General features: G+C 70.6%; 24 protein-coding genes and 3 tRNA genes. 5 read left to right on the top strand and 22 right to left on the bottom strand.

Features of this window, described 5'->3' with window-relative positions; genetic code table 11:
- Positions 1 to 29 precede the first annotated feature (29 nt).
- From FVQ89_RS14560 to tilS, 14 genes are all read right to left on the bottom strand, one after another.
- Entirely contained in the window at positions 30 to 164 is a 135-nt protein-coding gene (locus tag FVQ89_RS14560) for a hypothetical protein (RefSeq protein WP_255513408.1), read from the bottom strand.
- A 9-nt stretch (positions 165 to 173) separates the two neighbouring features.
- The gene (gene lysS / locus FVQ89_RS03830) at positions 174 to 1,679 is read right to left on the bottom strand and encodes a lysine--tRNA ligase (protein WP_147900573.1); all 1,506 of its coding nucleotides are present in this window, start codon (positions 1,677 to 1,679) and stop codon (positions 174 to 176) included.
- Between the two features lie 49 nt (positions 1,680 to 1,728).
- Positions 1,729 to 2,577 (bottom strand): pantoate--beta-alanine ligase, encoded by an 849-nt coding sequence (panC, locus tag FVQ89_RS03825; protein WP_147900572.1) that lies wholly within the window; start codon positions 2,575 to 2,577, stop codon positions 1,729 to 1,731.
- Between the two features lie 13 nt (positions 2,578 to 2,590).
- Positions 2,591 to 3,286: a DUF2520 domain-containing protein gene (locus FVQ89_RS03820; protein WP_147900571.1), complete on the bottom strand. Its 696-nt coding sequence runs from the start codon at positions 3,284 to 3,286 to the stop codon at positions 2,591 to 2,593.
- Complete coding sequence (locus FVQ89_RS03815) at positions 3,283 to 4,872, bottom strand: PH domain-containing protein (RefSeq protein WP_147900570.1); 1,590 nt, start codon at positions 4,870 to 4,872, stop codon at positions 3,283 to 3,285. The genes FVQ89_RS03820 and FVQ89_RS03815 overlap by 4 nt, the downstream gene beginning before the upstream one ends.
- Complete coding sequence (locus FVQ89_RS03810) at positions 4,869 to 5,384, bottom strand: PH domain-containing protein (protein ID WP_255513407.1); 516 nt, start codon at positions 5,382 to 5,384, stop codon at positions 4,869 to 4,871. The genes FVQ89_RS03815 and FVQ89_RS03810 overlap by 4 nt, the downstream gene beginning before the upstream one ends.
- 30 nt (positions 5,385 to 5,414) lie before the next feature.
- A complete protein-coding gene (locus FVQ89_RS03805; protein WP_147900569.1) occupies positions 5,415 to 5,888 on the bottom strand; it encodes a DUF3180 family protein in 474 nt (157 codons plus the stop codon).
- Positions 5,885 to 6,373, bottom strand: coding sequence for a 2-amino-4-hydroxy-6-hydroxymethyldihydropteridine diphosphokinase (gene folK / locus FVQ89_RS03800; protein WP_147900568.1), 489 nt, complete (start codon positions 6,371 to 6,373; stop codon positions 5,885 to 5,887). The genes FVQ89_RS03805 and folK overlap by 4 nt, the downstream gene beginning before the upstream one ends.
- A complete protein-coding gene (folB, locus tag FVQ89_RS03795; RefSeq protein WP_255513406.1) occupies positions 6,370 to 6,738 on the bottom strand; it encodes a dihydroneopterin aldolase in 369 nt (122 codons plus the stop codon). Before folB ends, folK begins: the two co-directional genes overlap by 4 nt.
- A complete protein-coding gene (gene folP / locus FVQ89_RS14555) occupies positions 6,725 to 7,525 on the bottom strand; it encodes a dihydropteroate synthase (RefSeq protein ID WP_255513405.1) in 801 nt (266 codons plus the stop codon). Before folP ends, folB begins: the two co-directional genes overlap by 14 nt.
- Positions 7,522 to 8,106, bottom strand: a complete 585-nt coding sequence (gene folE, locus FVQ89_RS03785) for a GTP cyclohydrolase I FolE (RefSeq protein WP_147900565.1) — start codon at positions 8,104 to 8,106, stop codon at positions 7,522 to 7,524. The genes folP and folE overlap by 4 nt, the downstream gene beginning before the upstream one ends.
- 6 nt (positions 8,107 to 8,112) lie before the next feature.
- Positions 8,113 to 10,131, bottom strand: coding sequence for an ATP-dependent zinc metalloprotease FtsH (gene ftsH / locus FVQ89_RS03780; RefSeq protein ID WP_147900564.1), 2,019 nt, complete (start codon positions 10,129 to 10,131; stop codon positions 8,113 to 8,115).
- A gap of 167 nt (positions 10,132 to 10,298) precedes the next feature.
- Positions 10,299 to 10,850: a hypoxanthine phosphoribosyltransferase gene (hpt, locus tag FVQ89_RS03775; RefSeq protein WP_147900563.1), complete on the bottom strand. Its 552-nt coding sequence runs from the start codon at positions 10,848 to 10,850 to the stop codon at positions 10,299 to 10,301.
- Between the two features lie 9 nt (positions 10,851 to 10,859).
- Positions 10,860 to 11,798: a tRNA lysidine(34) synthetase TilS gene (tilS, locus tag FVQ89_RS03770; RefSeq protein ID WP_255513403.1), complete on the bottom strand. Its 939-nt coding sequence runs from the start codon at positions 11,796 to 11,798 to the stop codon at positions 10,860 to 10,862.
- Positions 11,799 to 12,160: 362 nt separating this feature from the next.
- On the opposite strand from tilS, the gene ppa reads away from it, so the two are divergent.
- A complete protein-coding gene (ppa, locus tag FVQ89_RS03765) occupies positions 12,161 to 12,703 on the top strand; it encodes an inorganic diphosphatase (protein ID WP_147900562.1) in 543 nt (180 codons plus the stop codon).
- 48 nt (positions 12,704 to 12,751) lie between these two features.
- Here ppa and FVQ89_RS03760 read toward each other — a convergent pair whose 3' ends face one another.
- On the bottom strand, positions 12,752 to 14,122 hold the full coding sequence (locus tag FVQ89_RS03760; RefSeq protein WP_147900561.1) for a C40 family peptidase: 1,371 nt from the start codon (positions 14,120 to 14,122) through the stop codon (positions 12,752 to 12,754).
- Positions 14,115 to 15,320 (bottom strand): peptidoglycan DD-metalloendopeptidase family protein, encoded by a 1,206-nt coding sequence (locus FVQ89_RS03755; protein WP_147900560.1) that lies wholly within the window; start codon positions 15,318 to 15,320, stop codon positions 14,115 to 14,117. Before FVQ89_RS03755 ends, FVQ89_RS03760 begins: the two co-directional genes overlap by 8 nt.
- A 344-nt stretch (positions 15,321 to 15,664) precedes the next feature.
- Here FVQ89_RS03755 and FVQ89_RS03750 point away from each other — a divergent pair.
- From FVQ89_RS03750 to FVQ89_RS03740, 3 genes are all read left to right on the top strand, one after another.
- A tRNA-Glu gene (locus FVQ89_RS03750) sits at positions 15,665 to 15,740 on the top strand.
- A 21-nt stretch (positions 15,741 to 15,761) separates the two neighbouring features.
- A tRNA-Asp gene (locus FVQ89_RS03745) sits at positions 15,762 to 15,835 on the top strand.
- Positions 15,836 to 15,895: 60 nt separating this feature from the next.
- A tRNA-Phe gene (locus FVQ89_RS03740) sits at positions 15,896 to 15,968 on the top strand.
- Between the two features lie 96 nt (positions 15,969 to 16,064).
- Here FVQ89_RS03740 and FVQ89_RS03735 read toward each other — a convergent pair.
- From FVQ89_RS03735 to FVQ89_RS03710, 6 genes are all read right to left on the bottom strand, one after another.
- Positions 16,065 to 16,319 (bottom strand): hypothetical protein, encoded by a 255-nt coding sequence (locus FVQ89_RS03735; protein ID WP_147900559.1) that lies wholly within the window; start codon positions 16,317 to 16,319, stop codon positions 16,065 to 16,067.
- 241 nt (positions 16,320 to 16,560) lie between these two features.
- On the bottom strand, positions 16,561 to 16,836 hold the full coding sequence (locus FVQ89_RS03730; protein ID WP_147900558.1) for a hypothetical protein: 276 nt from the start codon (positions 16,834 to 16,836) through the stop codon (positions 16,561 to 16,563).
- Between the two features lie 36 nt (positions 16,837 to 16,872).
- Positions 16,873 to 19,407, bottom strand: a complete 2,535-nt coding sequence (locus FVQ89_RS03725) for a polynucleotide kinase-phosphatase (protein ID WP_147900557.1) — start codon at positions 19,405 to 19,407, stop codon at positions 16,873 to 16,875.
- Positions 19,404 to 20,813: a 3' terminal RNA ribose 2'-O-methyltransferase Hen1 gene (locus tag FVQ89_RS03720; protein ID WP_370454444.1), complete on the bottom strand. Its 1,410-nt coding sequence runs from the start codon at positions 20,811 to 20,813 to the stop codon at positions 19,404 to 19,406. The genes FVQ89_RS03725 and FVQ89_RS03720 overlap by 4 nt, the downstream gene beginning before the upstream one ends.
- A gap of 38 nt (positions 20,814 to 20,851) precedes the next feature.
- Positions 20,852 to 21,547, bottom strand: coding sequence for an MIP/aquaporin family protein (locus FVQ89_RS03715; protein WP_147900556.1), 696 nt, complete (start codon positions 21,545 to 21,547; stop codon positions 20,852 to 20,854).
- The gene (locus tag FVQ89_RS03710) at positions 21,544 to 21,894 is read right to left on the bottom strand and encodes a metalloregulator ArsR/SmtB family transcription factor (RefSeq protein WP_147900555.1); all 351 of its coding nucleotides are present in this window, start codon (positions 21,892 to 21,894) and stop codon (positions 21,544 to 21,546) included. Before FVQ89_RS03710 ends, FVQ89_RS03715 begins: the two co-directional genes overlap by 4 nt.
- Before the next feature lie 82 nt (positions 21,895 to 21,976).
- Here FVQ89_RS03710 and FVQ89_RS03705 point away from each other — a divergent pair, with 82 nt between their 5' ends.
- The gene (locus FVQ89_RS03705; RefSeq protein WP_147900554.1) at positions 21,977 to 23,293 is read left to right on the top strand and encodes an NAD(P)-binding domain-containing protein; all 1,317 of its coding nucleotides are present in this window, start codon (positions 21,977 to 21,979) and stop codon (positions 23,291 to 23,293) included.
- Positions 23,294 to 23,328: the final 35 nt, after the last annotated feature.

Genomic DNA, 23,328 nt, shown 5'->3' with positions numbered 1-23,328 from the left:
CATGACGCGCCTCGAGGTGCGGCGGTCCATCAACTGCCCTTCGCGATGATGCCCGCGATGCCCGTTCCCACGAGCCACAGACCTACGCCCGCCACGACGATCCAGATGATGATCCGGTTCGTCGTGATCTTCGGGGGCGGATCCCCGGGCAGCCGGTCGGGCATGCGACGACCCTACTTCACCAGGGGGAAAAGGATGGTCTCGCGGATGCCGAGACCCGTGATCGCCATCAGCAGGCGGTCGATGCCCATCCCCATGCCGCCCATCGGAGGCATGCCGTGCTCCATCGCACGCAGGAAGTCCTCGTCGAGGCGCATCGCCTCGTCGTCCCCGCGGGCGGCGAGCTTCGCCTGCTCGATGAACCGCTCGCGCTGGATCACGGGGTCGACGAGCTCGGAGTATCCGGTGGCGAGCTCGAAGCCGCGCACGTAGAGGTCCCACTTCTCGACCATGCCGGGCTTATCCGGATGGTCGCGCACGAGCGGCGAGGTGTCGACCGGGAAGTCCATCACGAAGGTCGGCCGCTCGAGCCCGCCCTTCACGAAGTGCTCCCACAGCTCCTCCACGTACTTGCCATGGGTGGGGAGCTTCACCTCGACGCCCTCGCGCTCGGCGAGTGCCGCCAACTCGGCGAGCGGCGTCTCGGCCGTGATGGAGACGCCCGCCGCCTCCGACAGCGAGTCGTACATCGAGATGCGCGCCCACTCGCCTCCGAGGTCGAACTCGGTGCCGTCGGCCCAGGTGACCACGTGCGAACCCGAGACGGCCGCCGCGGCGTTCTGGATGAGCTCCTGGGTGAGGTCGGCGATCGTCGAATAGTCGCCGTACGCCTGGTACGCCTCGAGCATCGCGAACTCGGGGCTGTGGGTCGAGTCGGCGCCCTCGTTGCGGAAGTTGCGGTTGATCTCGAACACGCGGTCGATGCCGCCGACCGCCGCGCGCTTGAGGAAGAGCTCCGGCGCGATCCGCAGGAACAGCTCGGTGTCGAACGCGTTCGAGTGCGTCACGAACGGACGCGCAGCGGCGCCGCCGTGCATCGTCTGCAGCATCGGTGTCTCGACCTCGAGGAAGTCGTGCGAGGCGAACGTCGCCCGCAGCGACGCGACCGCCTTCGCCCTTGCCACGACGGTATTGCGGGCCTGCTCACGCACGATCAGGTCGAGGTAGCGCTCGCGCACGCGGCGCTCCTCCGAGAGCTCGGAGTGCAGGTTCGGGAGCGGAAGGATCGCCTTCGCCGCGATCCGCCACTCGCCGACCAGGATCGACAGCTCGCCTCGCCGCGACGAGATCACCTCGCCAGAGACGAACAGGTGGTCGCCGAGATCGACGAGCTCCTTCCAGCGCTGCAGCGACTCCTCGCCCACCTCGGCGAGCGACACCATCGCCTGGATGCGCGATCCGTCGCCCGACTGGAGCGCCGCGAAGCACAGCTTGCCGGTGTTGCGCAGGTGCACCACGCGCCCCGCGAGGCCGACGCGCTCACCCGTGGTGGCGTCCGCCTCCAGGTCGCCGAAGCGAGCCCGCACCTCGGGGATCGTCGTCGTGATCGGCAGCCGCACCGGATACGCCTCGTCGCCCTCCGCGATGAGCCGCGCCCGCTTCGCCAGGCGCACTGCCTTCTGCTCGGCGACCTCCTCCTCGGAGAGGGCCTCGGCGGGGTTCTCGGTGTGCTCGCTCACGGATGCTCAGTTCAGGTCGTCAGGTCGTCAGGCGGTCGGTCGGTGTCGGTCAGTTCAGGTACAAGGCGTCGTTGTCGATGAGTCGCGCGGGCCCCACCTGCGCGGCGATGAGGGCACGCGCGGGGCCGCGGTAGTCGTCGGGCACCGGCAAGAACGTGCGCGGCTCGACGACCTTAAGGTAGTCGACCTCGATGAGCTCCTCCCCCATGAGCACCGACTGGGCGGCGGCGAGCGCCGCGTCGATGCCCCGGTCGCCAGCAGATGCGGCGGCCTCCAGCGCCCGATGCAGCGCGGGCGCCGCGGCGCGCTCCTCGGGCGACAGGTAGCGGTTGCGGCTCGACAGGGCGAGGCCATCCGCCTCACGCACGGTCTCGACCGGCACGATCGTCGTCGCGACATCGAGGTCGGCCACCATCCGCTGCACGAGATGCAGCTGCTGGGCGTCCTTCTGGCCGAACATCGCGAACGCCGGGCGCGCGATGCCGAGCAGCTTCGCGACGACGGTCAGCATCCCGTCGAAGTGCCCCGGACGCGACCGGCCCTCGAGCGTCTCGCCCACGGATCCGGCGCGGACGGTCACCTGCGGGCGTCCGTCCGGGTACATCTCGGCGGCGCTCGGCGCGAAGACGCAGTCGACTCCGCGCCCCTCCAGGGCGGCGAGATCGCCGGCGAGATCGCGCGGGTAGCGGTCGAGATCCTCCTCCGGCCCGAACTGCAGGGGGTTCACGAAGATCGAGACGACGACCGTCTCGGCACGGCGCACCGCCTCGTCGACGAGGGCGAGATGACCCGCGTGCAGGGCCCCCATCGTCGGGGTGAGGGCGACGGTGCGCCCCTCGAGCCGGGCACGCAGGTCGGCGATCGTCGTCACGACGGCGGGCTGTGTCACGGTTGACAAGGCTATCCGGCTGTCAGGCAACCGGCTCGTCGCCGGCCGCCGTGAGCGCGTTCTCGATCTCCGACCGCATGAGCGAGCCGATCATCCGCCCCGGCTGGGGCACGCCCGCGGCCCGCAGCCGCGCGACCGCATCCGCCACGACACCGCCGGACAGCGCCCGCACCGCGGCGATGCCCGCACCGTACTCGGCGCGATCCGCTTCGGCGACGACCACGGGCTCCGCCCCCAGCTCGACGACAAGCGCCTGGGCGATCGGGAGCACCGGCGCGGGAGCGGTCACCGCGCACCAGCACTCGTGCAGGCGCGCGAGATCGAGGCTCGTGCCCGTGAACGCCATCGCCGGATGCACGGCGAGCGGGATCGCCCCCGCCGCGAGCGCCGGCTGCAGCACCTGCACCCCGAAGCCGGGCGCCGTGTGGAGCACGAGCTGGCCCGGCTGCCACGCGCCGACCGCGGCGAGCCCGGCGACGAGCGCCTCGAGCTCCGCATCCGGGACCGCGAGCACCACCAGCTCGGAGCGCTCCACGACCTCGGGCACCGTCAACACCGGCACTCCCGGCAACAGGGCCTCCACGCGGTCGCGCCCCGCGTCCGACACCGTCGCCACGCCCACGATGGCGTGTCCGGCGCCCCCGAGGGCCGCCCCCAACACCGGGCCGACGTGGCCACCTCCGACGATGCCGACGCCCAGCCGACCGTCGCGGGTCACGAACCGCCCCAGCGATGCGACTGATCGGCGCGGATCGCCGCGACGTCCGCCGCCGCGACCTCGCCGAAGAGAGTCTGCGCGTCGCGCGCGTCGAGAGCGCCGATCGCCGTCGTAACCGGGCCCTGCACGGTGTGGACGCGCACATTCGCGAGGCCCAGCGCTCGCTCGACGGGCCCCTGATGGACCGCGACGCTCTGACTGCGCGCCGTCGGGACGACGCTCAGCGACCGCCAGATCGCCCCACGCCGCAGGATCAGCGCCTCCGGATGCAGCACGAAGCCGTTGCGCCGCCAGGAGAACCAGCGCAGCACGGCGCCCCGGCGGGGTGATGTCGTGAAGCGGTCGTCGGGTCGGGGCCGCTCGAGGCCCGCTTCGACGAGCTCGCGGGTGTCGCCGCTCGCGAGGGCGGGCATGACGAGCTCGAGCACCTTGAGCACATCGGCGCGCGAACCGACGGGGAGGATGGTCGTGTTCTGCTGACCTGCCGCGCCGTTGCGGTTCGAATGCGAGGCGACGGTGATCCGCACCGACCACCAGTCGGCGGGCCGCCACAGCAGCTCCTGCGTGATCTCGATCGCGTGGATACGACCGGGCGGCAACGTCTCGTTGCTCGTCGAGAGCAGCCCGAACCCGACCCGCACGCCATCCGGCGTCGCCGCGATCGAGTACCGAAGCGAGCGCGTGATCCGCCGGACGAGGAAGGATCCGAACCCGAACAGGGTGGGGATGACCGCGAAGACGAGGAAGATGCCCGCGTCGCTCAGCGCGAGCACCGTGATGAGCCCGGCGAGAGCGACCAGGAAGAAGAACATGGTCGAGCTGAGCAGCGTCGACCCGACGAGGCGCCCGGGGTGCATCGTCACGACGGATGTGACGGGCGCGAGCGCGGGGTCGAGCTCCGGTGCGGCGAACTCGGCGAGCCGCTGGCGGGCGATGTCGCCGAGACCCCTCTGCACCTCGGGCGACGCGCCGACCGCGACGCCCTCGGCGCGCTCGACGCCCTCGGCGGCAGGAACGGCAGGACCGTTCGCGGCACCCGCTGCACCTGCAGCGCCCGCGCGGGCTCCCGACGCTCGCCGCAGGATCTCGCCCCGCAGCCCGTCGGCGTTCCCGCTGCCGAGATACGCGAGCTGCACGTTGGCGTCCGAACCGGCGGTGCTCACCTCGAGGCGCGCCGCCCCGAAGATTCGCGCGAACAGGGGACGCACGATGTTGATCCCCTGCACGCGATCGAGTCGCGCCTTGCGGTGCGAGCGGAACACGATGCCCGAGCGCACCTCGACCACCTCATCCGTCACCCGGAAGGTGTGCATGCGCCACGACCACCAGAACAGCGCGATGATCACGATGAGCAGACCGGCCGCGATGAGCAGGGCGGGCAGCAGATAGTGGTCGAGCACGATCGTCAGCGGGTCGCTGTCGCAGAAGCCCTCGGGGCACGCGAGCTGCGGCAGGAAGATCTCCACGAGCCGCTCGCGCAGGTTCGCGATCACGATGCCGAGGATCGCGATGAACGCGATGCCTCCGCGCAGCAGGGGCGTCGCCGGATGCAGCCGGTGCCACTCGCCGTCGGCGAGCTGCGTCACAGTCCGGCCCGCCGGGTCTCTGCGACGGCGACCAGGTGATCGCGCAGCCACTCCGCCTCTTCGAGGGGAAGCCCGGGGATCACGACCCCGGATGCCGCCGACGCCGTCACGAGCTTCAGCTCGGCGAGCCCAGCCGCGCGGGCGATCGGACCCCGGGTGATGTCGACGAGCTGCATCCGCCCGAACGGCACGGCGACGAAGCGCTGGAACATGATGCCGGTGCGGAACAGGAGGTCGTCATCGCGCAGCCGGTAGCCGATGGCGCGCACGCGACGCGGGACGAGCGCGAGGGTCACGATCGTGATGATCGCGAGCACCGCGGGCGCCACCCACCACCAGACGCCCCAGTCGAGCAGAACCGCCGGAAGCGCGGAGAGCGCGGTGAAGACCACGCCCCAGAACAGCGTCGAGATGAGGTCGACGACGAGGTACTTGCGCGACACCCGCTGCCACTCACCCGGCACAGGGTCGAGACCACGTGGGGAGGGGGCGGGGGTCGCGTCGTCGGTCACGCGTCCACGCTACCGGGCGGGCGGGCCGGGTCAACCGACGGCCGCACCGCCGGGAGGCTGCTTCTCGTCGTCGTCGGGAGGCACGATGCACAGCGTCTCGGCCACGAGGCCCGCGACGAGCAGCACGACACCGGCGACGAGCGTGGCCACGGTGCGCCATACGGCATCCGTTGCGCTCACCGGGCGGATGAGCAGTTCGACCAGCAGACCCAGCCCCGCACCGCCGACGAGCGCGCCGGCGACGGCGGAGGCCTTCGCGAGCAGCACGACGCGCGTCGCGTAGAACGGATCGACCGGGCGCCGCACTCGGCCTCGCGTCGCGCGGCGGATCGGGATCGCGAGCGCCACCACGATCACCGCGATGAGCAGCAGTGTGGCCGAGAGCGTCAGCTCGGGCAGCAGCTTCGAGAGCCCCAGGGCGCCGAGACCGATCTGCACCAGGAACCCGACCACCGCCCCGATGGCGGCGAGCAGCACGAGGAGCGAGCCACGCGTGCGGGTCACGAGGCGGTCCCGTCGATCTCGGCGAGCAGGGCATCCGCCCGACCGCGACCGGGGATCTCGGCGTGCGCGTCCACCGTGAGCCACGGCCGCAGCACGAAATCCCGCTCGTGGGCGCGCGGATGCGGGATCGTCAGCTCGGGGTCGTCCTGGAGGATGTCGCCGAAGATGATGAGGTCGAGGTCGAGGGTGCGGTCGCCCCAGCGCTCCGTGCGGACACGACCGTGCTCGTCCTCCAGCCGCCGGAGGACGGCGTGGAGCCCGGCGGGGTCGAGCGTGGTGCGCACGAGGGCGACCGTGTTGAGGTACGCGGGCGCGTCTCGGTCCACCCCGTAGGGGCGCACGGCGGGCGTCTCGATGACCGGCGCGACGGCGACGAGCTCCACGCCGTCCGCCTCCGCGAGACCCTCGGTCGCAGCCTGGATGGTCGCGGCTCGGTCGCCGAGGTTCGCGCCGATCGCGACGACCGCGGGCGTCCCGGCGCTCACGCGCGGCTCCGGCGGATGGTGACGCTGACGTCGGCGAACGGCACCGTGATCGGCGCGCTCGGCTTGTGCACGGTGACCGTCGTCTCCTCCACACGCGGCGACGAGAGCGCGATCGCGGCGACGCGCTCTGCGACCGTCTCGATCAGGTCGACCGGGTCGGACTCGACCGCGCGCACCACGCGAGCGGCGAGGTCGCCGTAGTCGACGGTCGCCGTGAGGTCGTCGCCGGCAGCCGCCTCCGCGAGCGAGAGCCGCAGCACCACGTCGACGACGAACAGCTGCCCTGCCACGCGCTCTTCGGCGAGCACGCCGTGGTACCCCATCGCACGCAGCCCGGTGAGGGCGATCTCGTCACGAGCGCTCACGGCCACCTCCCGAATCCCAATGCTCCCAGACGGAGAGCGCGAGACGGGTCGCCGCCACGTCGTGGACGCGAACGCCCCAGGCGCCTGATCGGGCGGCGAGCGCGCTGACGGTGGCCGTGGGTGCGTCGCGGTCGGCGACCGGCGCATCCGCGGGAAGTAGCGCCGCGAGGAACCGCTTACGGGAGGCGCCGATGAGCACGGGCCCCAGCTCGGTGAAGGTGTCGAGCCGGTCGAGCAGCTGCCAATTGTGCGCGGCGGTCTTTGCGAAGCCGAGCCCCGGATCCACGACGATCCGCTCGCTCGCGACGCCCGCATCGAGCGCCGCCTCCACCCGCGCCGCCAGCTCGGCGCGCACCTCGGAGACGACATCCGCGTAGACGGGTTCGGCGTCGGCGCCGCCGCGCCAGTGCATGATCACGAGCCGTGCCCCGGTCTGAGCGACCGTGTCGAACATCCCGGGGTCGTGGAGGCCGCCCGACACGTCGTTGACGATCGCCGCACCCGCCGCGACGGCCGCACGTGCGGTGGAAGCGTTCCGGGTGTCGATCGAGACGACGATGCCCTCGCGCGCAAGTGCCTCTACCACCGGCAGCACGCGATCCTGCTCCTCGCGCGGGTCGACGGCCTGGGCGCCCGGGCGCGTGGACTCGCCGCCGACATCGATCACGGCCGCACCCGCCGCGACGAGCTCCGCCGCGTGCCGCACAGCGTCGTCGAGCCGCTGCCACCGTCCGCCGTCGCTGAACGAGTCGGGGGTGACGTTGAGGATGCCGAGGATCGTCGTCACGGGGTCACCGCGCCGCGACCGAGCAGCGCGAGCACCCCCGCCTGAGCCGCCGGGTCGATGAGCGTGCCGCGGGCCGCGACCGTGACCGTGGTCGACTCGGCCTGGCGAACGCCACGGGCGGTCACGCATCCGTGGCGGGCGTCCATCACGACGAGCACACCGCGGGGCGCGAGGCCCACCTCGATCGCGTCGGCGATCTGCTCGGTGAGGCGCTCCTGCAGCTGCGGCCGGGCGCTCACCGTCTCGACGACGCGGGCGAGGCTGCCGAGGCCGACGATCCGCTCGCCCGGCACGTATGCCAGGTGCGCGACGCCCGTGAACGGGAGGAGGTGGTGCTCGCACGTGGAACGGAACGCGATGTCGCGCAGCAGCACGAGCTCGCCGGATGCGTCGTCGCCGGTGAAGTCAGCGGCGTCGGCAAGGTGCGTCAGAGGGTCCTCCCCGACGCCCGAGAACAGCTCCGCGTACGACTCGGCGACACGACGCGGGGTCGCCGAAAGACCCGGACGATCCGGGTCCTCGCCGATCGCGCGCAGCAGCTCGACGACGGCCGCCTCGATGCGCTCCGAGTCGATCGCCATAGCGGCCTACGCGGGTGCGATGCCGGGCGTCTGACGGCGACGCGGGGTGCGCGTCGGCTTCACGGGCGGCTCCGAGTCGACGCCCGCATCCACGGCTGCCGGGTCGACCGGCGCGGATGCGGCGATGTCGATCGGCGGCAGGTCGCTGATCGGGCGCGACTGGCTCGAGAGCCACTGCGGCCGCTCGGGGAGCTTCACGACATCGGCGAAGATCTCGGCGAGCTGCTTGTGGTCGAGGGTCTCCTTCTCGATCAGCTCGCGCGCGAGGCGGTCGAGGATGTCGCGGTTCTCGTTGAGCACGTGGTACGCCTCGTCGTGCGCCTGCTCGATGAGCGCGCGCACCTCGGCGTCGACCTGCTCCGCGATCTCCTCCGAGTAGTCGCGCTGGTGGCCCATGTCGCGACCGAGGAACACCTCGCCCTGCGACTGGCCGAGCTTCACGGCGCCGATGTTGGCGCTCATGCCGTACTCGGTGACCATCCGACGCGCGGTCGCGGTCGCCTTCTCGATGTCGTTCGACGCGCCCGTCGTGGGGTCGTGGAACACGATCTCCTCGGCCACACGACCACCCATCGCGTAGGTGAGCTGGTCGAGCAGCTCGTTGCGGGTGACCGAGTACTTGTCTTCCAGCGGCAGCACCATCGTGTAGCCGAGGGCGCGACCACGCGGGAGGATCGTGATCTTCGTGACCGGGTCGGTGTGTCTCATCGCCGCCGCCGCGAGCGCGTGACCGCCCTCGTGGTAGGCCGTGATGAGCTTCTCGCGGTCCTTCATCATGCGCGTGCGGCGCTGCGGACCGGCCATCACGCGGTCGACCGCCTCATCGAGAGCGCGGTCGTCGATCAGCTGCGCGTTGCTGCGCGCGGTGAGGAGGGCCGCCTCGTTGAGTACGTTCGCGAGATCCGCGCCCGTGAAGCCCGGCGTCTTGCGCGCGAGCACCTCGAGGTCGACGTTCTTCGAAAGCGGCTTGCCCTGCGAGTGCACCTCGAGGATCTTCTGGCGACCCTTGAGGTCGGGTGCGTCGACGCCGATCTGGCGGTCGAAGCGACCGGGGCGCAGCAGCGCCGGGTCGAGGATGTCGGGACGGTTCGTCGCCGCGATGAGGATGACGTTCGTCTTCACGTCGAAGCCATCCATCTCGACCAGCAGCTGGTTGAGGGTCTGCTCGCGCTCGTCGTGACCGCCGCCGAGGCCCGCGCCACGGTGCCGACCGACGGCGTCGATCTCGTCCACGAAGATGATCGCCGGGGAGTTCTGCTTCGCCTGCTCGAACAGATCGCGCACGCGGCTCGCGCCGACGCCCACGAACATCTCCACGAAGTCCGAACCGGAGATCGAGTAGAACGGCACGCCCGCCTCACCCGCTACGGCGCGAGCGAGGAGCGTCTTACCGGTTCCGGGAGGGCCGTACAGCAGCACGCCCTTCGGGATGCGCGCGCCCACCGCCTGGAACTTCGACGGGTCCTTGAGGAAGTCCTTGATCTCCTCGAGCTCCTCGACGGCCTCCTCGGAGCCCGCGACATCCGCGAAGGTGACCTTCGGGCTCTCCTTCGAGACGAGCTTCGCCCGCGACTTCCCGAACTGCATGACGCGGTTGCCGCCGCCCTGCATCGAGTTGAAGAGGAACCAGAAGATCACGCCGATCAGCAGGAACGGGATCAGGATGCCGAGCAGGCTCGTGAACCAGTTGGTCTGCGGCACCTCGTCGTCGAAAACAGCCTTCGAGTCGGTGATCGCGGTGATCACCTCTTCGCCACGCGGCTCGACGTAGTAGAACTGCACGGTCTCGCCCTTGTCGACGCCGTCCGCGTCGACGTACGCCTTCGAGAGAGTGAGGTCGACGCGCTGCTCGCCGTCGACGATCTTCACCTTCTCGACCGTCTTGCCCGAGAGCAGCTCGAGGCCCTCCTGGGTGGTCACCTGCCGGAATCCGGTTGCGGTGAAGAGGTTGAACGCGACCACGAGGAGGATCACGCCGAGCGCGACGTAGATGAGCGGGCCGCGGAAGATTCGCTTGAAGTCCATGTGAAACGGGGTGAGGCCCGCATCCTTCCTCTGACGGGATCAGATCAGGCTACCGCCCGGTCGCTTTGGCCGACCTGGATGTTCGCCGGAGGCTGACCGGGTGCCGGGCGTGTGCGGGGCCGGAGCGGAGCGTGAGCGAGCTCCGCGATCCGGGCCTCGGGGTGCGGCTACGAGTAGACGTGCGGGGCGAGCACGCCCACCGCGCGGAGGTTGCGGTACTTCTCCGCGAAGTCGAGGCCGTATCCGACCACGAACGCGTTCGGGATGTCGAAGCCGACGTAGCGCACGTCCACCTCGACCTTCGCCGCATCCGGCTTCCGCAGCAGCGCGCAGATCTCGACGGATGCCGCACCCCTGCTCGAAAGGTTCTCGCGCAGCCACGAGAGGGTGAGGCCGGAGTCGATGATGTCCTCGACGATCAGCACGTCGCGCCCGGTGAGGTCGGAGTCGAGATCCTTCAGGATGCGCACGACGCCGGAGGACTGCGTGCCGGTGCCGTAGGAGCTCACCGCCATCCAGTCCATCTCGATGTGGCGGCGCAGCTCGCGCGAGACGTCAGCCATGACCATCACGGCACCCTTCAGCACGCCCACGAGAAGCAGTTCGCGCCCCTCGTAGTCGCGCTCGATCTCGCGGCACAGCTCGGCGATCCGGTCATGGATCTCGGCCTCGCTGAGCAGCACCTCGGTCAGGTCACCCTGGATCTCGGCCGGCTCCATGGGTCAACCCTATGACGGCGAGGAGGCTGCCGGATCGGCCGTGCCGGGCGTGAGATCGGCGGCCGAGAACACGAGCCAGCGCCCCTCGCGGCGCGCGATGAGGCCCGGGAGGTGGGTGGGCGCCTGGCCGTGCCAGTCGGTGACGAGCCGCGCCACCTCAAGAGTGTGCGCGCGGGTGAGCGAAACCCCGAACTCGGCGAGCACGACGTAGCGGATCACGCGCTGCCGCAGGGCGGCAGGGTTCGCGGCGAGCGCGGACACCGACACCGCAATGCCCGCCTCGGCCGGCTCGCAGATGTCTTCCACGAGCTCCTCGATCTGGTGCTGGAACGCCTCGGCGTCCTCGCGGGCCTGCTCGGCGGTACGGGCGAGGGCCTCTGCCACCCCGGGGCCGAGTTCCGCCTCGAGCACGGGCAGCACCCGGTCGCGCACCCGGACGCGGGCGTACGCGGGGTCGGCGTTGTGCGGGTCGTCCCACGGCTCGAGGCCCTGGTCGAGGCAGGCCTGACGGGTGTCGGCGCGGCGGATGCCGAGAAGTGGGCGCCGGTATCGCCCGGCGACGGGCGCCATGCCCTGCAGGCTGCCCGCGCCGCTGCCGCGCGCGAGTCCGAGGAGCACCGTCTCGGCCTGGTCGTCGAGGGTGTGGGCGAGGAGCACGGCGGCGGCTGCGGCGTCGGATGCTGCGGCGTCGAGGGCCGAGTAGCGCGCGTCGCGGGCCGCCGCCTCCGGCCCGCCGGCCGTGCCCACCTCGGCGCGGACGACGCGCACGGGGTCGAGGCCGAGCTGCCGCGCCTGCTCGGCCGCGCGTTCGGCGACCTGCGCTGAGTCGGGCTGCAGGCCGTGGTCGACGATGACCGCGCCGGCGCGGAGTCCGGCGCGGGGCGCCTCGAACGCGGTGGCTGCGGCGAGCGCGAGCGAGTCGGCACCGCCCGAGAGCGCCACGAGCACGAGGGGCGCGCCTCCTGCGGGCTCCCCCGTTCTGCCCGATTCCCCCGGTCCCCCCGGTTCCCCCGGCCCCTCCGGTTCCCCCGGTGTCCCTGTCAGAAATGCAGGAGATTCGTCGGCGGCGGCCCGCGGCCCAGCTGATCCACGCGGGTCCTCCGCAGAATCTCCTGCATTTCTGACGGGAGGAGCGGCGGGAGGAGCGGCGGGAAGGGTGGCGGGGCGAAGAGCGGGGCCGGCCGCGGAGGCCAGGTCGGCGAGCGAGGCCCGCACCGCACGTCGGATGTCGGCCATCGGCGGGGTGAGACGGGGGCGCGGGGCGTCAGCAGGCATCGGCTAACGTTATTCCGCGCGCAGGAGCTCCGGGAATGCCCCTGCGAACCGGCACGGATGCCCGCGCACTACCGAGCACAGGAGAGACCATGGCCGACTACGCCGCCGTCATCGAGATCCCCAAGGGAAGCCGCAACAAGTACGAGGTCGACCACGAGACCGGCCGCGTCTTCCTCGACCGCGTGCTGTACACGACCTTCGTCTACCCGACCGACTACGGCTACTTCGAGAACACGCTGGGCCTCGACGGCGACCCGGTCGACGTCCTCGTGCTGCTCGACTACCCGCTCTTCCCGGGTGTGGGCGTGAAGGTGCGGCCCGTCGGGGTGTTCAACATGACCGACGATGGCGGGTCCGACGCGAAGGTCATCGCGGTGCCCGCGAAGGACCCGCGCTGGGCGCACATCCAGGACGTCGCGGACATCCCGGAGTACACCCGCAAGGAGATCGAGCACTTCTTCGAGCACTACAAGGACCTCGAGCCCGGCAAGTGGGTCAAGACCGAGGGCTGGGGTGACGCCGCCGAGGCGGAGAAGATCATCCAGGCCGGAATCGCGGCCTACGTCCCCGAGCACTGAGGCACCGGGGGCTCCGAGCGGGCGCGGATCGCGCTACGCCGCAGGGGCTCAGCCGGTGGGGCGTCCCGCGTAGGGCACGAGGTCGGACTGGCGCACGGTGACGATGCGCACCGGCGCGCTCGCGTTCGGCGCTTCGATCATCTTTCCGCCGCCGAGGTAGATGGTGACGTGGTACTTGCGGGCCACTGACGCCGATCCGCCGTCGGAGTAGAAGAGCAGGTCGCCGGGCTGCGCCTGGCTGTAGGGCACGAGGCGTCCCTGGCTCTTCATGTAGTTGTACTGGTCGGTGGAGCTGTGGGTGCCGATGTACACCCCGACGGATGCGTACGCCGCCTTGGTGAGGCCGGAGCAGTCCCACACATCCGGGCCCATGCCACCCCACTGGTAGCGCTCACCGAGTTGCGCCTTCGCGTAGGCGATCGCACCGTTGACCTGCGACGCCACGGGGGTCGGGGTGTCGTCGGATCCCGTGTCGCCGCCGGAGCCGCCGCTGCCGCCGGAGCCGGAATCGCCACCGCCCGAATCGCCGCCGGACCCCGAACCCGAGTCGCCGCCGCCGGAGTTGCCGCCAGAGTCGGATCCGCCGCTCCCGCCGGAACCGCTGTCGGACCCGCCGGTGTCGTCGTCTTGGTCGGCCTGACCTTCGGCGTATTCCTTCTCGAGCTCGGCGGTCGTTCCCTTGAGGGCCGCGAGCTGCGCGTACAGAACCGAGCGGCTGGATGCCTGCTCGGCGACCTGCGCTTCCACCTGGGCCGCGGCGGCATCCGCCTCGGCTTTCGCCTTCTCGGCGTCGTCAGCACGTGTGCGCCGCTCGGTCTCGGCGACCTCCGCCTCGGCCTGGAGGGACGAGACGGCGCGCTTGTCGAACAGCGCCTGCTGCACGAGGGCCGTCGACGATTCGGTGAGCTTCGACATGGTGCCGAGGCGCGAGAGGAGCCGGTCGGCATCCGCTTCGGATGAGAACGCGAGCAGCATGCTCGAGTCGCCGCCGTTGCGGGCGAGGCGTGCCACGAGGCTGGCGGCGAGGGTGGCGGACTGGTCGGCCCGACGTTGGGCTTCGTTCAGCTGCTCGGAGAGTCGGGCGGTTCGCGCCTCGGCGGCTTCGAGGTCGCTCTGCGCGAGGAGGGCGTCCTCCCCCTTCTGCATGGAGACTTTGGCGAGCTGGTCGGCGGTGGCTTGCAGTTGGCTGACGATGCCTTCGAGCTTCTCGATCTCGGCCTTCTTGGCTGCTTCGCTCTTCTTCGCCGCCTGCACCTCTTGCCAAGTGGGGTAGTCGGGGCGCTGTACGGCGGATGCCGAGACACCACCGGTGGCGGTCAGCGCGAAGGCCGCCGCGATCGACATCGCTGCGGTGGCCGCCTGTCCGGAGGGTCGCCGACGCGGGGTCTCGCGGTCGGCGGCGCCGGGGGCCTCAGCCAAGCGTGATCCCGCGCTGGCGCATGAACGGCACCGGGTCGGTGGTGTTGCCGTTGATACGCGTGATGAAGTGCAGGTGGCATCCGGTGGACATGCCGGTGGTTCCGACCTTCGCGATCAGCTGGCCGGGTCCGACCTCCTGACCCACGTGCACGCCGATGCCGCCCGGCTGGATGTGCGCGTAGCCGGTGTCGTAGCCGTCGCCGTGGTCGATCTTCACGTAGTAGCCCCACGTGCCGAACCATCCGGCGTAGGTGACGGTTCCGGCGTGTGCGGCGTAGATGGGGGCGCCGCAGCCCTGGCCGGCGAGGTCGACTCCGGTGTGCAGCATCCACACGCCCGTGACGGGGTTGCTGCGCATGCCGTAGTTGCTCGAGATGTAGCCGGATGCGGGTCGGGCCCAGCCCTGCGAGCTGACCTCGCCGCCAGCACCCGAGCCCCACTTCTCGCGGATACCCTTGAGGTAGTCGGCCTCGGTGACCTCGCGCTTGTCGGTCAGGTAGGCGACGAGCGCCTCGGCCTTGGCCTTCGCCGCCTGCAGCTCCTCGTAGCGGGTGGCCGCCTCTTCGGATGCCTGCTGGGCGACGAGCATCTTCTTCTCGGCGTCCTTCTTCAGCTCGTCGAGCTTGTCTTGGGCGACCTGCGCCTGCTCGGCGAGCGACTGCGCCGTGTTCTGCAACTGGGCCGCCTGCGCGTAGACGGCGTCGCTGCGCTCGGTGACCTTCTGCATGGCGCCGATGCGGTAGAGGTATCCGTCGGCGGCGCCGCTGTCGCCGAAGAGCCCCGAGGTGAGGTCGGTTCCGCCCTGCTTGGCGAGGCCTGCGATGAGCTGCGCGGACTCGCGCTTGGCCTTGTCGGCCTGCTTCTGTGCGGCCTTCTGCTGCTCGACGATGTTGCCGGTGACGATCACCTGCTCGTCGTACTTCTGCTGCGCCTCGGCGTATTCCGTGCCGCGCTGCTCGGCGATCTTCTGCGTGCGGTCGACCTCGGCCTGCGCGGAGGTGATGGAGGCGCGGATGCTCTTGAGCTGCGCCTTCGCCGCCTTCTCGTTCTTCTTGGCCTTCTGCACGTCGGACCAGCTGGGGAAGTCGGTGGGCGCGGCGAAGGAGGGGGTGGTGCCGAGAGTCGCGATGAGCACGCCGGACGCGATCGCGGCCACGACGGCTGCGATCGGGCGCCGGCTGCGGGCACCTGTGCGCACCCCAACCCCCCCGGTTGCGGACCTGCATCTACTCCCCCATCCCTGTGACAACCGCCTCGATCGGTTTTATGTCACATGGACAACATCATCAACATTAGCAACACAGGTGCTCGAGGCGAGGCTACCCGTGCCGCCCACAAGCCTCAACCATCGGTCGAACTTCGGGGGCGCGCCGCGCCGGGTCCGTGGGAAGCGACGGATGCCGTTCACCTGGGGAGGAACGGCCCCGCGGCGCCCGCGGATCGGCGGATGCGCGGAGCGTCGAGCCGACATCCGCTCCGATTAGCGTTAAGGGCGCGTGGCACGTATGCTTGATCCTCGGTTGCTATGCGGTTCGCCGTCATGGCCCCATCGTTTAGTGGCCTAGGACACCGCCCTTTCACGGCGGCAGCACGGGTTCGAATCCCGTTGGGGTCACCAACCGAAAAACTGAATATGCAAGGCCCTGTAGCGCAGTTGGTTAGCGTGCCGCCCTGTCACGGCGGAGGTCGCGGGTTCAAGTCCCGTCAGGGTCGCTCGTCGCGAGAGCCTTTCCGAAAGGGGAGGCTCTCCGACAATCGGCGGTCACCCGCCGAGGCTCTGTAGCTCAGTTGGTAGAGCGCACGACTGAAAATCGTGAGGTCACGGGATCGACGCCCGTCGGAGCCACCCTTAATGGCACTGCGTCCCGAGGCCGCTTCCGCCACTGTCTCGCCCCTCAGGTGAGTTCTTTCCTGGTACCGAGGAACGCCACTGGCCGAAGGATCAGGGAATCACTCCGACCAGGGCCAACACGAAGACGCCCAGCCCCGCGATCATAAAAACCACGCCGCCGATCCGAAACAACATGACGGTGAATTTTCGCGGGGCGACGCGCTCGCGCAGCGGTCTGATCCGCGCGAATCTATCCACGCGCGTCTCGTACCGAGCGGCAGGGATGTGCGGGCGAAAGGCGAAGAAGGAGCCGAGGCCGAGCGCGAATACGCCCCAGCACAGTAAGAAGACTTGTCCGCCACTCATTATCTCAATGTAGGGCGCGGGGACCCCATGCAGAGCCCCGGCACGACAGCTGGGGAAGCAAGGTGGGCACCGACTGCGCCCGAAGCGTCTGCGGGTCCCCGGGCCCGGCCCGGCTCGAACGGGACTGCCACCCTCGCCGACTTCGGGCAGGACGCACCCTTACCGGGTAGATGCGCCTTGGGCGGGTTCAATGCGCGAGTCTACGGGCCGGTCGAAAACACGTCGAGGGCTCCGTGCGCCCCTAATGCCAGTGCTCGATGACAAGTACGGCGATTCCGCCGCCGGAGTAGAGACGGGCCGCATGCCCCTCGAGCTCGGGATCCAGTTCGACTCCCGCGAGCAATGTGTGCACGCGCTTTGCGTCCGACGTGATGTCGGTTGTATGCGGGTAGCTGTGCAGAAGGACGCGCTTCACCGAGTTGAGCGAGGCGAGCGCGTCGGCGCTCGTCAGCCACGGCCCCGCATCCAGCACGGCAGCGTCGGTCTTCAAACGACCATCGGGCATGAAGCGGATCACGCCGTAAGGCTACGGGGCCGGCAGCGCAGCCACCCCTCACAACCGCGGGTCGACCGGCTCCGACTCCATCGCGAGCACCGCGAACACGGCCTGGTGCACGCGCCAGAGCGGCTCGCCCCGCGCGATGCGATCCAGCGCCTCGAGGCCGAGGGCGTATTCGCGCAGGGCCATCGAGCGCTTGTGGTTCACCGAACGGTCGCGCAGGCGATCGAGGTTGGCGGGGGCCGTGTAGTCGGGGCCGTAGATGATCCGCAGGTATTCGCGCCCGCGCACCTTGATGCCGGGCAGCGCGAGCCCGCGCGCGGTCCGCACGAGTCCCGCGGCGGGCTTCACCACGACTCCCTCACCACCGGATGCCGTCAGCTGCTCCCACCACGCGACGGCATCCGCAACCGCCTCCGCATCCGCGAGATCGACGAACCGCCGCTCCGTGCGCTTCACCCTCACCGGGTCCGCGGCCACCAGCCGGTCGATGCGGTCGAGATGCCACGCGTGCGGCTCGGTCGCGTGGTTGCGGCCTTCGCTCGCGAGCAGCTGGAACGGCGCGAGCTGGACACCGTCGAGCCCTGTCGCGGGAGCCGCGTACTGCCGGTACGCGGCGCGATAGGCGAGCGCGTTGTCCGACCTCTCCCGCGTGCGCGCGAGCAGCTCGCCCGCATCCACCCCGGATGCCACCGCGGCCTCCAGCACCGACACCGCGCGCGGCAAGGCGTCGGTCGCCGCCGCGCCGGTCGCGGCATAGAGGTCTCGGATCAGGTCATCCGCCTTGAGCGACCACGGCAGCAGCTCGGCGTCGAACAGCAGCCAGCTCGACTCGAGCTCATCGAAGAGACCTGCGCGTTCCGCCGCCCCGCTCAGCTCGGCGAGGAATCGGGTCGCGAGCTCCTGCTCGAAGAACGGGCGACCCGTGCGCGTGTGCACCACGCCGTTCCATCCGGCGGGGGCGTCGAAGCGCGACGGGTCGCGTGCGAGCAGCACTACGGCCCGCGAGCCCATGTGCTTCTCCTGCACCACCACCTCGGACACCCCGTCCGCACGGAAGGCGGCAAACGCCTCATCGGGGTGCTCCAGGAGCCCGGGGCGGCTGGACGTGGTCGGCGGGCTCATCGTCGGCGGCAGATACAGAAGGTGCCGCGGGTCGATCGCCCACCTCGCCATGACCTCCAGCGCGCCGGCCGCGTGTTCCTCGCGCACGCTGATCCGCCCGTGGGTCGACGTCTCGATGACGTGCTTGCCGAGAACGTCGTCGATCCGCAGCACACCCGGATCCCGCTCGTCACCCGGCTGGGTCGGCGCCGCGAGCGGACGAACCGGCTCGTACCAGACCCGCTCCGCCGGCACGGAGACGACCCCGCGCTCGGGGTAGCGCATGGCCGAGAGCGACCCGCCGAACACGGCCCCGGTGTCGACGCACGCGGTGTTGTTGACCCAGGTCACCTCGGGCGACGGTGTGTGCCCGTAGAGCACCACGGCGTCGCCTCGGTAGTCGTCCGCCCACGGCAGCCGCACAGGCAGGCCGTACTCGTCGGACTCGCCCGTCGTGTCGCCGTAGAGCGCGAAAGCACGCACCCGCCCCGACGCCCGGCCCTGGTACTTCTCGATCAGCCCCGCATGCGCCACCACGAGCTTGCCGTCGTCGAGCACCAGGTGAGAGACCAGATCGCGGCAGAAGCGCAGCACCTCCGCGCGGAATTCCTCGGTCTCATCCGAGAGCTGGGCGAGCGTCTCGGCGAGACCGTGGGTCGTCTTCGGGTTCTTGCCGTCGAGGGCCCGGATGAGCTTCTCCTCGTGGTTACCCGGGACGGCGAGCGCGTGACCGTTGCGCACCATGCCCATCGCCAGCCGAAGCACTCCGGGCGAATCCGGCCCGCGGTCGACCAGATCGCCCAGGAAGATCGCGCGGCGTCCCTCCGGGTGCACGGCGTCGACGGGCCGGCCGGACGCATCCGTCTCGATGACGTAACCGAGCTTCGTGAGAAGCGACTCGAGCTCCGACCGGCAGCCGTGCACGTCGCCGATCGCATCGAAGGGGCCGTGCTCGCCGCGGCGGTCGGTGAGCAGCGGCTCGCGCACGATCTCGGCCTCCGCGATCGCCTCCTCCGAGTCGAGGATGTGCACACGGCGGAAGCCCTCCCGCCCGAGGCCGCGCAGCGAGCGGCGCAGCTGATCGTGCTGCCGCCGGACGACGCCCGCCCCGAAGTCGCGCCCGACTCGGCCCTTGTTCCGAGCGATCGCGAGCTTCTCGGGAACGTCGAGAACGATCGCGACCGGAAGCATGTCGTGCGCGCGTGCGAGGTCGATGAACGCCTTCCGTGCGGCGGGCTGTACGTTGGTCGCATCGATCACGGTCAGCCGGTTCTGCTCCAGACGCTTCGACGCCACATAGCGCAGGGCATCGAACGCGGCGGCGGTCGCCGACTGGTCGTTCTCGTCATCGGCGACCATGCCGCGGAAGGCGTCGCTCGAGAGGGTCTCGTACGGCCCGAAGTGGGTCGCGGCGAACGTCGACTTGCCCGACCCGCTCACCCCGATGAGCAGGATCACGCACGACTCGGGCACGGAGAGCTTCATCGCGCCTCCCGGAGGAACAGGGCGAGTTGGGTCGGAGAGCCGAGGCGCTCGTCGACCTCACCCACCGTCCGGAACTCCACCGAATAGCCGTACTCCCCGGCGACCCGCGATGCCCAGCCCTGGAACTCGTCGCGGGTGAACTCGAAGCGGTGATCCGTGTGGCGCAGGTGCCCCGCCGGGAGTGCGGGGTAGAGCGCGTTGTAGTCGGCGTTCGGGGTCGTCACGACCACCGCCTCCGGCTGGGCGAGCCCCCAGACCGCGCGCTCCGCGGCGGGAAGCCGGTCGAGGTCGATGTGCTCGATGACCTCCATCAGTACGGCCGCATCCATGCCCGCGATCCGGTCGTCCTGGTACGTCACGCTCGACTGCAGCAGCCGCACCCGCTCACGCACACGGTCGGGCGCGCGGCGCAGGTCGAGCCGCCGCTCCGCGATCGTCAGCGAGCGGGACGAGACATCCGTGCCGACGATCTCGGTGAACGCGGAGTCGGCGAGCAGCCGGGCCAGCAGCGCACCCTCCCCGCACCCGAGATCGGCCACCCGATGCGCGCGCACGTCGTGGAGAGCCCGCATCACCGCATCGGCGCGCTGGTCGACCAGTCGCGGCGCCGCGCGGGGCTGGTTCTCGTCCTCCTCGACGGTGCCGTCCGCGTCGGGGTTCGCGAGGCGCGCTGCCGCGTCCGCGACGATCCGCTTCTCATGACGCAGGTAGCGGCGAGTGATGAGGTCCTTCTGCGGGTGGTCGGCGAGCCACCCTTCCCCGGCCCGCACGAGCTTCCCGACCTCGTCGTCGCTGACCCAGTAGTGCTTCGCGTCGTCGAGCACGGGCAGCAGAACGTAGAGCTGATTGAGCGCATCGGCGAGGCGGATGCTGCCCTCCAGCCGCAGGTCGACGAACCGGGAATCACCCCAGTCGGCGCGTTCGGGATCCAGCGGGATCGGATCCGCCGTGACCGACCACCCGAGCGGCTCGAAGAGCTCGCGAACGAGCTCCGCGCCACCCCGAGCGGGCACCGCTGCCACGGTGACGACCAGCGGGATGGTGCCCGCCGCGAGCTCCGGGTACGAGTCGCTGCGCCCCGTCATCGCCGTGCGGAAGACCTTGCCGAGCGCGACCGCCATCATGCTGCTCGACGCGTACGGGCGATCGTTGACGTAGTGCGCGAGCGCGAAGGCGTCGCCGGTGAAGCGTCTGCTGCGGGCCAACTCGACCGGATCGAGTTCGAGCATCAGGGCGACGGTGGTCCGTTCGGGCGTCGCCTCCGGGTAGAAGACATGCGCCTGTCCGACCGTCACATCGAACGACTGCAGCTTGGCTGGGTGCTTGAAAAGGAGGAACCCGAACGCCGTCGAGTCGTGGTCGGCGCCCTCGGGCGCGCTGTAGCTCAGCGTGATGAGCACGGGCACCCCCTGAAGTCGACGAAGCCTCTGATGCTATCCCGCCGCTACGGCCTCACGGGGTGCTTCGCCGCCTCCGTACGCCGGTCCACGACGAGCGCCCGCACCAGCAGCACCGCCAGCACGCAGCCGACGAGCTGCGCCCCCACGTACCAAGGCACGGATGCGGGGGCGATGCCGGCGAAGGTGTCGCTGAACATGCGGCCGATCGTGATGGCGGGGTTCGCGAAGCTTGTGGAGCTGGTGAAAAAGTAGGCGGCGCCGATGTAGGAGGCGACCGCCACGGGAATCACGGAGGCGCGGTCGAGGCGCAGGAGCGCGAAGATCACGAACACGAGACCCGACGCGGCCACCACCTCGGCGAGCAGGTGCGCGGGGGTCGCACGGTCGGCCGTGGCGAACTCGAGGGGCGGATGCTCGAACATCAGGTTCGCGAGGGCAGCGCCCGCCACGCATCCGACGATCTGCGCCGGCAGGTACACGAGCAGCCCGCGGGCCGGCCGCTCCCCCAGCACCACATCCGCGATCGTGACGATCGGGTTGAAGTGCGCGCCGCTGATCGGCGCGAACACCACGATGAGCACGCCGAGCCCCATCACGGTTGCGAGGGCGTTGATCAGCAGCGCTACACCCGCATCCGCGCTCAGCTGCTCGGCCGCCGCGCCGGATCCGACGACGACCGTGCACAGCAGCGCGCTGCCGACGAACTCCGCCGCGACGGGGCGGATGCCAGGCCCGTTCATGCCGTGACGAGCAGCCCGGCCACCGCGTCGAGCGAACCCGGCACGAGACGGTAGTACGACCAGGTGCCCCGCTTGCTGCGGGTGAGGTAGCCCGCGTCGACGAGGATCTTCAGATGGTGCGACACGGTCGGCTGGCTGAGGCCCACCGGCTCGGTCAGGTCGCACACGCACGCCTCCTGCCCCTCGGATGCGGCAACGATCGAGATGAGCCGCAGCCGCGTCGGATCGGCGAGCGCCTTCAGGCTGTGCGCGAGCGAGGACGCCTGCTCCGCGGGGATCGTCTCGCGGGTGAGTGGAGCGCAGCACGCGGCCGCGTCGATCACAGGCAGCAGTTCGATGGTCGTCACGCGCCCAGCATATCTCTTCATTGACAAACTTCAATGAACTGGCATACTCGCTCCATCGACAGACATCGATGCAGGAGGACCCATGACGCTCACCGCACCCCCCACCACCGACCTCGCGAGCACCGCCGCGAGCACCGAGCGGCGCGCCGCACTGCCCGTCGCGATCATCGGAGCCGGCCCGATCGGCCTGGCCGCCGCCGCCCACCTGCTCGAGCGCGGCATCGAGCCGATCGTGTACGAGAAGGGTGCGGGCGTCGCATCCGCGATCGCCGCCTGGGGCCACACCCGCCTCTTCTCGCCCTGGTCGCTGCTCGTCGACTCCGCCGCGGAGCGCCTGCTCGAACCGACCGGATGGCAGGCGCCTCCCGCCGATGAGCTGCCGACCGGCTCCGAACTCATCGACGCGTATCTCGCGCCGCTCGCCGCAACCCCGCAGCTCGCCGGCCGCATCCGCTACGGCGTCGAGGTGCTGCAGGTGAGCCGCGCGGGCATGGACCGCACCCGCTCCGCGGACCGCGACTGGGCACCGTTCGTGCTGCGCATCCGCACCGCGGACGGCCTCGACGAGGTGCACGCGCGCGCCGTGATCGACGCATCCGGCACCGCGAGCAGCCCGAACCGTCTCGCCTCATCCGGCCTCGACCCGCTCGGCCTCGACGAGGTACGCGACCTCGTCGATCCGGCTCTCCCCGACGTGCTCGGCCGCGATCGCCACCGCTACGCCGGGCGCCACACGCTCGTGGTCGGAGCGGGACACTCCGCCGCGAACACACTGCTCGCGCTCGCGCGACTTGCCGAGACCGACCCCGGCACGCGGATCACGTGGGCGATCCGCACGGCTACGACCGCCCGCATCAGCGCCGACGCCGAAGATCAGCTCCCGGCACGCGGGGCACTCGGCGGCTCCCTCGACGCACTCGTCGCGCGCGGGGTCGTCACGAGGGTCGAGCGTTTCGAGATCCAGACCCTCGCCTCCCACGCGGGCGGGGTGCGGGTGCGGGGCTTGCGTGCCGGGGAACCCCACACGATCGACGTCGACCGCATCGTCAACGCCACGGGGTTCCGGCCCGACCTCGACATGCTGCGCGAGATCCGGCTCGAGCTCGACGAGGTCGTAGAGGCGCCACGACGCCTCGCCCCGATGATCGACCCCAATGTGCACTCCTGCGGGACCGTGCCCGTTCACGGCGTCGACGAGCTCCGCCACCCCGAACGCGACTTCTTCATCGTCGGCATGAAGAGCTACGGCCGGGCACCGACCTTCCTGCTCGCCACCGGCTACGAGCAGGTGCGCTCGATCGTCGCGTGGCTCGCGGGAGACCTCGCGGGGGCGCGGCGGATCGAGCTCACCCTGCCCGCGACCGGGGTGTGCCGCACGGATGCGGGCGGGTGCTGCTGAGCTGAGCCTCGCGACTCCGGCATAGACTCGCGTCT

Origin of the sequence: Homoserinibacter sp. GY 40078 (assembly GCF_008017545.1) — a bacterium.
In the GTDB taxonomy this organism is placed as follows: Bacteria; Actinomycetota; Actinomycetes; order Actinomycetales; family Microbacteriaceae; genus Homoserinibacter.
Note: the sequence above shows the minus strand (reverse complement) of the source record. Positions and strands in the feature narration are given on the sequence as shown.